Source organism: Achromobacter ruhlandii (assembly GCF_902859695.1).
In the GTDB taxonomy this organism is placed as follows: Bacteria; Pseudomonadota; Gammaproteobacteria; order Burkholderiales; family Burkholderiaceae_B; genus Achromobacter; species Achromobacter ruhlandii.
This window is the reverse complement of record NZ_CADIJL010000002.1, coordinates 462,152-473,026: the sequence shown is the minus strand read 5'-3', so window position 1 is coordinate 473,026 and position 10,875 is coordinate 462,152. Positions and strand designations below refer to the sequence as shown.

At 69.5% G+C, this 10,875-nt stretch carries 9 protein-coding genes; 8 read left to right on the top strand and 1 reads right to left on the bottom strand.

The window, feature by feature from the left end; all coding sequences use genetic code 11:
• The 4 genes from HV742_RS04350 to HV742_RS04335 all read left to right on the top strand — a co-directional run.
• The coding region (locus tag HV742_RS04350; protein ID WP_175144562.1) for a hypothetical protein at nucleotides 1–1,144 on the top strand (1,144 nt) is incomplete at its 5' end.
• A gap of 117 nt (nucleotides 1,145–1,261) precedes the next feature.
• Nucleotides 1,262–4,975 (top strand): type VI secretion system membrane subunit TssM, encoded by a 3,714-nt coding sequence (tssM, locus tag HV742_RS04345; RefSeq protein WP_175144579.1) that lies wholly within the window; start codon nucleotides 1,262–1,264, stop codon nucleotides 4,973–4,975.
• Nucleotides 4,972–5,955: a type VI secretion system-associated protein TagF gene (tagF, locus tag HV742_RS04340; protein ID WP_054415506.1), complete on the top strand. Its 984-nt coding sequence runs from the start codon at nucleotides 4,972–4,974 to the stop codon at nucleotides 5,953–5,955. Before tssM ends, tagF begins: the two co-directional genes overlap by 4 nt.
• A 2-nt stretch (nucleotides 5,956–5,957) precedes the next feature.
• On the top strand, nucleotides 5,958–6,752 hold the full coding sequence (locus HV742_RS04335) for an OmpA family protein (protein ID WP_054415508.1): 795 nt from the start codon (nucleotides 5,958–5,960) through the stop codon (nucleotides 6,750–6,752).
• Nucleotides 6,753–6,876: 124 nt separating this feature from the next.
• Here HV742_RS04335 and tssA read toward each other — a convergent pair whose 3' ends face one another.
• A complete protein-coding gene (gene tssA / locus HV742_RS04330) occupies nucleotides 6,877–7,986 on the bottom strand; it encodes a type VI secretion system protein TssA (RefSeq protein ID WP_059271001.1) in 1,110 nt (369 codons plus the stop codon).
• 175 nt (nucleotides 7,987–8,161) lie between these two features.
• On the opposite strand from tssA, the gene HV742_RS04325 reads away from it, so the two are divergent.
• The 4 genes from HV742_RS04325 (at nucleotide 8,162) to map (ending at nucleotide 10,836) form a co-directional block, all read left to right on the top strand.
• The gene (locus HV742_RS04325) at nucleotides 8,162–8,413 is read left to right on the top strand and encodes a hypothetical protein (RefSeq protein ID WP_063568508.1); all 252 of its coding nucleotides are present in this window, start codon (nucleotides 8,162–8,164) and stop codon (nucleotides 8,411–8,413) included.
• Nucleotides 8,414–8,449: 36 nt separating this feature from the next.
• The gene (locus HV742_RS32200; protein ID WP_231891560.1) at nucleotides 8,450–9,610 is read left to right on the top strand and encodes a PAAR domain-containing protein; all 1,161 of its coding nucleotides are present in this window, start codon (nucleotides 8,450–8,452) and stop codon (nucleotides 9,608–9,610) included.
• 188 nt (nucleotides 9,611–9,798) lie between these two features.
• Nucleotides 9,799–10,044, top strand: a complete 246-nt coding sequence (locus HV742_RS04315) for a ParD-like family protein (RefSeq protein ID WP_054415514.1) — start codon at nucleotides 9,799–9,801, stop codon at nucleotides 10,042–10,044.
• Nucleotides 10,045–10,836: a type I methionyl aminopeptidase gene (map, locus tag HV742_RS04310; protein ID WP_063583805.1), complete on the top strand. Its 792-nt coding sequence runs from the start codon at nucleotides 10,045–10,047 to the stop codon at nucleotides 10,834–10,836.
• Nucleotides 10,837–10,875: the final 39 nt, after the last annotated feature.

The window sequence follows — 10,875 nt, the reverse complement described above, 5'->3', positions numbered from 1 at the left end:
CGCGACGGCCACCCCGGCCCCCGCCCTCACGCGGCTGGTGGCGCTGGCCGCCACCGCGCGCGCCGCGCCCGGCAGCGACCCCGCCGCCATCCACGCCGCGCTGGCCGAACAGAAGCGCCCCGACCTGGACGACACCCTCAAGAACGCGCGCGGCTTTTCCGTGTTCAGCGCCCGCGCCGCGCACCTGGACAGCGATGCGCTGCGCGAGGCCGCCGACGACATGCCCCCGGCGGCGCGGACCGATGACTGCCTGCGCGCCACCGCCCTGCTGTGCGAGGTGATCGAGACCCTGTCGCGCGAAGCCCGCGCCCACGTGCTGGAGCGCGGCACGCCGGAACGCGACGACGACTGGCCCCAGCTGCAGGTGGAACTGCTGCTGCCGGCGCAGTGGCCCGCGGCCGCGCGCGACCATGCGCAGGCGCAGGCCCGCGCCACGGCCGCCTGGCCCGCCGCGCGGCTGGGCCTGCGGCCGCACGAGGCGCGCGACGCCCTGGCCAGCGACGGCCTGCTGCGCCAGCTGGCGCTGGAACCGGCGGCCAAGGACCGCGCGCCGCTGCGCATCGTGGCCGCGGCCGATTCCTATATCGATGCCAATGTGGTGCAGGATTGGGACGCCGACGGCACGCTGGTCAGCACCGCCACGCCGCAAGGCCGTGTGCCGGGCGAAGCCGCCGCCGGCCTGCTGCTGGATCTCGACCTGGGCGCCGCCGATGCCGCGGATGCCGTCGCGCCGGCCGGCGCCATCGCGCTGGCCCTGTCGCCCATGGCGCACCGCGCCACCGCCGCCGACGCCCGTGGCGCGGCCAGCGAACCGATGCTGGCCGAGCTGACGACACGCTTCCTGGAACAAAACGCCCGCGCCGCGCAGGATATCCGCGCCCTGGTCAGCGATGCCGACCATCGCGGCAGCCGGCCGCTGGAAGCCGCCGGGCTGGCCAGCACGCTGTTCACCACGCTCGACCCGAACCAGGATTGCCTGGCGGTCGGCGCCACCTGCGGCTATACCGGCACCGCCGCGCACCTGCTTACCCTGGCCATCGCCAGCGAAGCCTGCGCCCAGGCCGAGGCGCCGGTGCTTGCCGTCATGACCCAGGATCCCGCTTTGCGTACGCTCGCGCTGCTGTCCCCTTCCCCCTCCGCCTGACCCACAAAAAAAGCCAGAATCATGCGTAGCCCTTCAGGTTTCTTCTCCGGTATTTCCAGCGCCTTGAGCGAAGGCCGACATTGGACATCACGCGCGCTGGGCAACCCGCGCCTGTTCATGGCGATCGGCCTGATCGCCCTGGTCGTGTTCCTGTTCCTGCTCGCCGACACGGTCGAGATCGGCCTGGTCTGGGCCGGCATCGCGCTGGGCATCTTCCTGTTCCTGTGGCTGTGCGCCTACCTGTGGCGCCGGCGTCGCGCGCGGCGCGCCAACAAGAACCTGGGCGACATGCTGGAGCAGCAGGTGCAGACCGGCGCGGCCGCCGCCAATCGGGGGGACGTAGACGCGCTGCGCACCCGGCTGGTGCAGGCGGTGCGCACCATCAAGACCTCCAAGATCGGCCAGGTCTCGGGCAACGAAGCCCTGTACGAACTGCCGTGGTACATCGTGATCGGCAACCCGGCCGCGGGCAAGAGCAGCGCGGTGATCAACTCGGGCCTGCAATTCCCCTTCGCCGACAAGAACGGCGCGGCGGTGCGTGGCGTGGGCGGCACCCGCAACTGCGACTGGTTCTTCACCACCGAGGGCATCCTGCTGGACACGGCCGGCCGCTACTCGGTGCACGAGGAAGACCGCAACGAATGGATGGGCTTTCTCGACCTGCTCAAGCGCCATCGCCCCAAGGCGCCGATCAACGGCATCATCGTGGCCGCGAGCATCGACGAGCTGACCGGCGCCGGCCCCGAGTTCGCCATCAACCTGGCCAAGAACCTGCGCCAGCGCGTGCAGGAACTGACCGACCGGCTCGAAGTGTTCGCGCCGGTCTACATCATCTTCACCAAGGCCGACCTGATCTCGGGCTTTAGCGAATTCTTCTCGGACAGCGACCAGCGCGAGCGCGACCGCGTCTGGGGCGCCACCCTGCCCTACGGCGCCGAAGAGAACCGCGACGTGCTGGCCCTGTTCGACGAACGCTTCGACGAACTGTACGAAGGCCTGAAGGAAATGGGCACGGCGCAGATCTCGCTGCGCAACAACCGCGAGCTGCCGCCCGGGCTGCTGACCTTTCCGCTGGAATTCGCCGGCATCAAGCCGGCGCTGCGCACCTTCCTGTCGACGCTGTTCGAGACCAACCCGTTCCAGTACAAGCCCGTGTTCCGCGGCTTCTACTTCACCAGCGCGCTGCAGGAAGGCGTGTCGCAAAGCACCTCGACCGAACGGCTGGCCGAGCGCTTCGACCTGCGCCCGGCGGCGCGCGGCCAGGCCCGCAATGTGTCCTCGCACAACGGCTTTTTCCTGCGCGACCTGTTCTCCAGCGTGATCTTCGCCGACAAGAAACTGGTGCGCCAGCACGCCAGCCCGGCCAAGACCCGCATGCGCTACCTGACCTTCTTCGGCCTGGTGCTGGCGCTGGGCCTGGTGCTGGGCGGCTGGAGCTGGTCGTACCTGGGCAACCGCCAGCTGGCGCAGAACGTGCAGGCCGACCTGGACAAGGTGGTGCGCCTGCAAAGCGAGCGCACCGACCTGCAGAGCCGCCTGGAAGCCATGGAGATCCTGCAGGACCGCATCGAACAGCTGGACCGCTATTCGTCCAGCCGCCCGTGGTCGCTGGGCCTGGGGCTGTACCAGGGCGACGTGCTCAAGGAACGCCTGCTGGCCGAGTACTACAACGGCGCGCGCCAGTTCATGCTGATCCCGGTCAAGGCCAGCCTGGAGGACTTCCTGGCCAAAGTCGACATGTCCGGCGCCGCGGCGGCGGCCGGCGGCGCGCAGCAGCCGGCGCCGCAGGCGGTGCGCGCCGCGCACACCCAGGGCGGCGACACGCTGTTCCAGGACGCCTCGCCGACCAATGCCGACGACGCCTACAACGCGCTCAAGACGTACCTGATGATGGCCAATCGCCAGCACGTCGACCCCACCCACCTGTCCGACCAGATCACGCGCTTCTGGCGCGGCTGGCTGGAGACCAATCGCGGCGCCATGCCGCGCGACCAGCTGATCCGCAGCGCCGAGCGCCTGATCTCGTTCTACGTCAGCCGCGCCCCCGACGGCGGCTGGCCGCAGATCGACACCAACCTGGCGCTGGTGGAAAAGACCCGCGCCAGCCTGCGCGCCGTGATGCAGGGCATGCCGGCGCGCGAACGCGCCTACGCCACGCTCAAGGCGCGCGCCGCCACGCGCTTCCAGACCATGACGGTGGCGCGCATCGTCGGCGAGAACGACGCCGGCGTGGTGGCCGGCAGCTACGCCATCCCCGGCACCTTCACCCGCGAGGCCTGGGAGCAGTACATCCAGCCGGCCATCAACGAGGCCGCCAAGAAGGAAGTGCAGACCAGTGACTGGGTGCTGGGCGTGAACGCGCGCGACGACCTGACGCTGGACGGCAGCCCCGAGCAGATCCAGAAGAGCCTGGCGACGATGTACAAGACGGAGTACGCCCAGGAATGGCAGAAGTTCCTGCGCGGCGTGACCATCAAGCCGTTCACCAGCTTCGAGCAGTCGGTGGGCGCGATGAACCGCCTCGGCGATCCGCAGACCTCGCCCATCGCCAAGCTGATCAACACCGCCTATGAGCAGACCTCGTGGGACAACCCCTCGCTGGTCAACGCCGGCCTGCAGCAGGCGCAAAGCGGCGTGGTGGGCTGGTTCAAGCGCGTGATCCTGCGGCAGACGCCGCCGGCGCCCGCCGCCGCCACCGCCGCCAACGGCGAGGCCATCCCGATGGGTCCGGTGGGCCGCGAGTTCTCGGACGTGGCGCGCCTGGTGGTGACGCGCGAGAACCAGTCGCTGCTGGGTAACTACATGGGCGCGCTGTCCAAGATCCGCACGCGCTTCAACCTGCTCAACAACCAGGGCGACCCCGGCCCCGGCTCGCTGGTGCTGCTGCGCCAGACGCTGGAAGGCAAGGATTCGGAGCTGGCCGACGCGCTCAAGCTGGTCGACGAGCAGATGCTGGCCGGCCTGTCGGCGACGCAGCGCGAGACGCTGCGCCCGCTGCTGGTGCGGCCGCTGATCCAGGCCTACGCGGTGGCCATGCAGCCGGCCGAACGCGAGTTGAACAAGGTCTGGAACGCGCAGGTCTATCAGCCGTTCAACCAGACCCTGGCCGAGAAGTATCCGTTCGCCTCGCGCGCCAGCGTCGAAGCCAGCAGCGACGAAATCGGCCAGGTGTTCGGCCCGCAGGGCAGCATCGCCAAGTACGTCAACGACACCCTCGGCCCGCTGACCGTGCGCCGCGGCGACATCCTGACGGCGCGCACCTGGGGCGACATGGGCATCAGCCTGCAGCCGACGTTCACCGCCAACTTCGCGCAGTGGGTGGCGCCGCTGTCGGGCGGCGCGGCCGGCGCCGGCGCGGCCAGCCAGCCGCAGACGCTGTTCCAGATCCAACCCAAGCCGGCTCCCGGCGTGACCGAGTACACCATTGAGATCGATGGCCAGCAGCTGCGCTACCGCAACACGCCGCCGCAGTGGGTCAACTTCGTCTGGCCCAATGCACAGGGCGCGCCCGGCGCGCGCATCACCGCCACCACCTTCGACGGCAGCGTGGTCGAGATCGTCAACGAACCCGGCCGCTTCGGCCTGGAACGCCTGATCGCGACCGCCCAGCGCACCTCCAACGCCGACGGCAGCTTCAACATGAGCTGGGGCAAGTCGAACGTGACGGTGCCGGTCAAGCTGCGCATCATCAGCAACGCCCAGGCGCCCGGCGCCGGCGGCAGCGAGCCCGGCGGCAGCCAGGGCCTGCGCAACCTGCGCCTGCCCTCCTCCGTGGTGGGCGCCACTTCCGAATCCTCCTCCGCCCAGACGCGACCCGGAGCGCCGCAATGAGCAACCTGCAGTCCCCCCTGTTCCGCACGGCCTACTTTGGCAAGATCCCGGCCCGCGGCGACTTCGTCAAGAACACCTCGCATCCGCAGCTGATGAGCACGCTGGACGGCTGGGTCGCCAACACCATGGAGCTGCTGGCCCAGGACCCGCACTGGAAGACGCTGTACGACGAGGCCGAGCCGATGCCGTTCGCCATCCTCGGCTCGCGCGGCAAGCTGGCCATCGCCGGCCACCTGCAGCCCAGCCGCGACCAGTCGGGCCGGCGCTTTCCGTTCCTGTCGGCGACTTCGGTCGAAGTGCAGCGGCCCCTGGCCTTCATCGCCCGCAGCCCGATGGCCTTCAGCCGGCTGTGGAACCGCATGAGCGGCGCCGCCGCGCTGTTGATGACCGACGCCGACCCCGGCCCGGCGCTGCAGAGCCTGAACGAACTCGAAGGCGAGATCCGCACCGAGGCCGACGACGGCTTCGATGCCTTCGTCGACCTGCAGACCGTCGAGCGCCTGCAGGCCATGCTGCGCGGCAACGGCCACGCGGCCAACGTGCACGACATCGTCCTGGCGCTGGGCATCCTGCTCGAACCGGTCATGTCCAGCGGCTCGTCGCAGCTCGACCGCGGGCTGGCGCTGCCGCTGCCGGACGATCCGCTCTACATCAATCTGGTGGCCTCGTACTGGATGACGCTGATCGCGCCGTTCCTGGCGCGCGCGGACTTCGAAATCGCGGTGTTCATCGGCCGCATCGGCGGCAAGCACCGGCTGGTGGCGGGCTTTCGCGGCGCTTCGCCGCAGACGCTGGCCAGCCTGCTGTCCACGCCGCAGGCCTTCGCCGAGCAATACATCGTGCTGGAAGACGCGCCCTGGGTGCGCAACCACGTGTCGGCCAGCCACGGCCTGGCCAAGCTCTCCAGCTACCTGGACCAACCCAGGCTGTCGCTGCGCATGGCGCTCGACACCTATCTTGAAGTCTTCACCGGAGCCTGACCATGCGCGTCTCTCTCCTGATCATGGCGGCGCTGTTCTCGTGCGCCGCGGCGGCGCAGGACGCCGCCACCGTCGTCCCCGCCAACGTCATTCCGCAGCCCGGCCAGGTGGTGGCCAGCGGCGCCGTGCCCGATGAGGCCACCAAGGCCGATGTGCTGGCGCGGCTGCAACAGGTCTACGGGGTGGGCAACGTCATCGACCAGATCGAGGTCGGCGGCGTGGTGGCGCCCCCCAACTGGTCCGAGCACGTGGGCAAGCTGATCGGCCAGCCGCTCAAGCAGATCAACCGCGGCCAGCTGGAAGTGGACGGCACCCAGATCCGCCTGCTCGGCGAAGTGCAGAACGAGGCCTCGCGCCAGCAGATCGCCAGCGCCTTCGCCACCTCGCTCAACCCGACCTACAAGATCGTCAACGGCCTGCGCGTGGCCGCCGGCAAGGACGAACAGGGATTGCTGGACAAGGTGCTGACCAACCGCGTGGTGGAATTCGAGACCGGCAGCGCCACGCTGACGGCGCGCGGGCGCGAACTGCTGGACCAGGTGGCCGACGTGATCCCGAAGCTGCACAGCGACAAGGTGCAGATCATCGGCCATACCGACAGCTCCGGCAGCCGCAGCACCAACCTGGCCTTGAGCCAGGCCCGCGCCGACGCGGTCAGGGCCTATCTGGTGGACAAGGGCCTGCCGCCCGGCCGCTTCGAAACGCTGGGCGCGGGGCCGGACCAGCCGGTGGCCACCAACGCCACCGCCGAGGGCCGCGCCAAGAACCGCCGCATCGAATTCCGCGCCAGCCGCTAAGCGGCGTCCGCGCGCCGACGCCGGCGCGCGTCGCCTGGCAAGCATCGCGCCGCGCGCGGGCACGTCGCGGCGCCCTCTTTTTCACGCCGGCGCCGGCCACGCGGCCGGCGCCCCGGGTGGGTTTTCAGCCGTTGTTCTCGGGCGCCTTGGGCACGCCCAGCAGCTCTTCCAGGCCCGACAGCGCCTCGCCGTTCTTGACCACGGTGCGCAGCCACAGGTGCAGCGACATCTCGCCCCAGCTGGCCGCCTTGTCGGCCAGATAGGCCACGGGGCTGTGCGGTTCGGTGCGGCGGAAGAATTCGGCCACTTCGCGCAGTTGCGCCAGGGCCTGGTCGCGCGTTTGCAGCGGGCCGCGCGCGGCCACGGACGCCGTGGGCGGAAGGTCGGCAGCAGTCAAGGTGGGCTCCATGCGGGTGGCGGGCGCGCCGGCGGCCGGCGCGGCCGGCGTGGCCGGCGGCGCCAGGTCGGCGCGCACCAGCAGGCCGGCCTCGCGGGCAAAGCGATGCACCAGTTCGGTCACGTCCGTCAGGGCGGTGCGCAGCGGCGAGAAGGCCGGCCCGTCATCGCCCAGGCGTTCGGTCAGGGTCAGCTCCAGCACGTCGACCGCGCCGAAGCAGCTCTGCAACTGGCTTTCGAGTTCGGAGTAGAACGCCGGCGGCGTATCGCGGCGCGCGGCATCGAACTGCTCGAGGGTGACCTTGCCGCGCGACATGTCGGCGGCGTTCTGCGGCGCGCGCTTGATGGCGTTGGCCAGTTGCGAGGCGCTGTCCCACAGCACCGCGCCGAAGCGCCCGCCCTCGGATTGCGTCAATGGCAGTTCGCGCACCAGCTGCTGCGAACGCGACAGCAACCACGCCAGGTTGCCCACGCGCTGCTGCACGTCGCCCTCGTCCGGCACCGGATGCAGACCGTCCCAGTAGCGCCGGCACAAGCCGTCCACCAGCAGGAAGCCATCGCGAAGGCCGGCGAAGCCGCGCGTCTTGGCCCAGGCCTCGGCCAGCCAGGCGGCCACGCGCACGTCCTTGCTGCGCTGGGTCAGCACCTCGGTGCAGATGCGGATCACCTGCGGCCAGTCGGCCTCTTTGATATCGATGACCCAGTCGCCCTGGTCCAGGTGCGGGTCATCGTGGCGGCGGGCCTCGCGGATGGCGTCGAATTCGGCCGAAAAGACCATGTCGGCGCCACAAGGCGCCTCGCCCGGAATGGGCTGCAACAGTGCGTCGATATCGCTCATAGTGTCTTGGGTCGTTGCGGAAGGCGGGCCGCGCGCAAGCGGCGCGGGCCCGGCGGCGAAAGCAGCGATGATCCCATATCTGTAACCGCGTTACGTTGGAACATGACACGCCCTATTACAAAACGCATCAGGGACCATCGCTATCATGCAAGCTCTCCAAACAGAGGGAGTCACGATGAACAAATCATTCCACATGATGCCCGACGGCCGCTTCATCAATGGCACGCCGCGGCGCTGCCCGGATGGCACTTACGTCGGCGACGGCGGCCCCATCACCCGCGCGCCGGACGGCACCTACGTGGCCGGCACGCCGCAGCGCGCGCCCAATGGCCGCTACCTCGGCAGCGGCGGCCCGGTGCGCATGGCGCCCGACGGCACCTTCGTCGTGGGCACCCCGCGCATGGCGCCGGACGGCACCTATCTGTAAGCAGACTTAACCAGCATCTGGGAGCAACGGCCGGCCATGGCGCAGCGATCCGTAATACGCAAGGGTGACCGCACGTCGCATGGCGGCGTGGTGGTCACCGGGGATGAATCCGTGCAGATCTTCGGCCAGCCCATGGCGCGCGTCGGCGACCGCGTCACCTGCCCCAAGTGCGCGGGCCAGCACACCATCGTCGAAGGCGTGCAGAGCGTCAGTTCCGACCGCCGCACCGCGCTGGAGGGCATGAAGACGTCCTGCGGCGCCACGCTGATCGCCAGCCAGCAGTTCTACCAGCTCGAACATGGCGGCGGTGATGGCGGCGGCGCGGGCGTGAACGACGCCCCCCAGGCGCTGCAGGCCGGCGCGCCGGCGGCGCTGGCCGCGATCGAACCCATCGCGGCGCAGGACGCGCCGGTCAAATGCGCCCAGGTGCAGGACACGCTCAAGCTCACCGAAGCCATGTTCGACGCCAAGCGCGCGCCGGTGAAGCTGACCGGCCCGTCGGCCTATCAGCCGCCCGCCAACCTGGCGCGCCAGGGCGACGACAAGCTTGTCATGTACGAAGCCTGGCCGGCCGGCCAGCGCGTGCCGGTGGTGCTGGAGCCGCGCAAGCCGCTCTGGACCGGCGACCTGCTGAAAAGCACGCCGCACGAAATCACCGAGCGCCTGACCGAAGAACCGCAGCCGCAGCCCGAGCAGGTGGCCAAGAGCCTGGGCGTGGCGCCCAAGGCGCTGTTGCAGGGCCGCGACCTGCAGATCACCCTGGCCAAAGGCATGTCGTTGGAAGACAGCGTCAAGCGGCTCGATGCGCAAGTGGTCAAAGGCCCGCCGTGGGCCGATCCGACCCGAGAGGTGCACACCGTGGGCGAAACGATGTTCTCGCGCATCACGCTCTACAGCATGCCGGGCGACCAGGCCGTGATCGACCACGCCGTGCTGCATGAACTGGCGCACAGCTACGCCAACAACGCCCGCGTCGACATGAAGGCCTGGGGCGCCGCCGCCAAATCCGACGGCAATTTCCCGTCGGACTACGCCAAGGCCGGCCCGCCCGAGGATTTCGCCGAGTTCGTGGTGATGGCCGTCGCCACCCAGGGCACGCCGTGCGAGCACTACGCGCGCTCGATCTACCCGGCGCGCTACCGGCAGCTGGACGCCATGAACCTGCTGGACAAAAGTCCGGCCCCCAAATCCGCCTGACCCTGCCGCCCGCCCGGTAACCTGACTCCGCCCCCCGCCAGGGAACCTGACCCCGCCCCCCGCCAGGGAACCGGACCGCGCCGCCGTCACGGCGACGGTCTCGTCCGCGCGCGGGTGGCGGGTTGCGCCCGGCGCGCCGCCTGCGATAACATACGTTCCATATACAAACCATATATGGAACACCTACTATGGGTATCGTCAAGATTTCCGAGCAGATGCACGAGAACCTGCGCGTGGCCAGCAGCGCGCTGAGCCGTTCGATCAACTCGCAGGCCGAGCACTGGATGCGCATCGGCATGCTGTCCGAGCTCTACCCCGAACTGCGCCACGCCGACATCTGCCAGTTGCTGATCCGCATCGAGCAGGCGGAAGGCTTCAGCATCGCCGCCCTGTCCCACGGACAGGCAACCGCCGGCCAGCAGGAGGCCGCGTAAATGGCGCGCAAGGTTTCCATCAAATCCGCCGCCGACATCGCCATGGCCCGCCAGGCCGGCGCCCTGGCGGCGGAAGTGCTGCACATGATCGCCGAACACGTGCGCCCCGGCGTCACCACCGACGAACTCGACCGCATCTGCCACGACTACATCGTCAACGTGCAAAAGGCGATCCCGGCCAACGTCGGCTACCACGGCTTTCCCAAGACCATCTGCGCCTCGGCCAACCACGTGATCTGCCACGGCATCCCGTCGGCCAAGGTGCTCAAGAACGGCGACATCCTCAACATCGACGTGGCCGTCATCAAGGACGGCTGGTTTGGCGACACCAGCCGCATGTACTTCGTCGGCCAGCCCAGTCCGCTGGCGCGGCGGCTGGTCAACACCACCTACGAAGCCATGCGCGCGGGCATCATGGCGGTCAGGCCCGGCGCCACGCTGGGCGACATCGGCCACGCCATCCAGACAGTCGCGCACCGCGAGCACTTCAGCATCGTGCGCGAATACTGCGGCCACGGCATCGGCCAGATCTACCACGACGAACCGCAGGTGCTGCACTATGGCCGCCCCGGCGAAGGCCTGGTGCTGCAGCCGGGCATGATGTTCACGATCGAACCCATGATCAACGCCGGCAAGCCGCAGACCAAGCAGCTGCCCGACGGCTGGACCGTGGTCACCAAGGACCGCTCGCTGTCGGCCCAATGGGAACACATGGTGGTCGTCACCGACACCGGCTACGAGGTTCTGACCCCTTGGCCGGACGGCTTCGGCGACTACCCGCCGATTCCCTGAGGCGGCCGGCCGGCGACGGCAATTAACGGAGTGCAATGC

Coding starts and splice junctions, on each gene's coding strand:
- tssM (WP_175144579.1), top strand. CDS start 1,262: ATGGCGATCGGCCTGATCGCCCTGGTCGTGTTCCTGTTCCTGCTCGCC.
- tagF (WP_054415506.1), top strand. CDS start 4,972: ATGAGCAACCTGCAGTCCCCCCTGTTCCGCACGGCCTACTTTGGCAAG.
- HV742_RS04335 (WP_054415508.1), top strand. CDS start 5,958: ATGCGCGTCTCTCTCCTGATCATGGCGGCGCTGTTCTCGTGCGCCGCG.
- tssA (WP_059271001.1), bottom strand. CDS start 7,986: ATGAGCGATATCGACGCACTGTTGCAGCCCATTCCGGGCGAGGCGCCT.
- HV742_RS04325 (WP_063568508.1), top strand. CDS start 8,162: ATGAACAAATCATTCCACATGATGCCCGACGGCCGCTTCATCAATGGC.
- HV742_RS32200 (WP_231891560.1), top strand. CDS start 8,450: ATGGCGCAGCGATCCGTAATACGCAAGGGTGACCGCACGTCGCATGGC.
- HV742_RS04315 (WP_054415514.1), top strand. CDS start 9,799: ATGGGTATCGTCAAGATTTCCGAGCAGATGCACGAGAACCTGCGCGTG.
- map (WP_063583805.1), top strand. CDS start 10,045: ATGGCGCGCAAGGTTTCCATCAAATCCGCCGCCGACATCGCCATGGCC.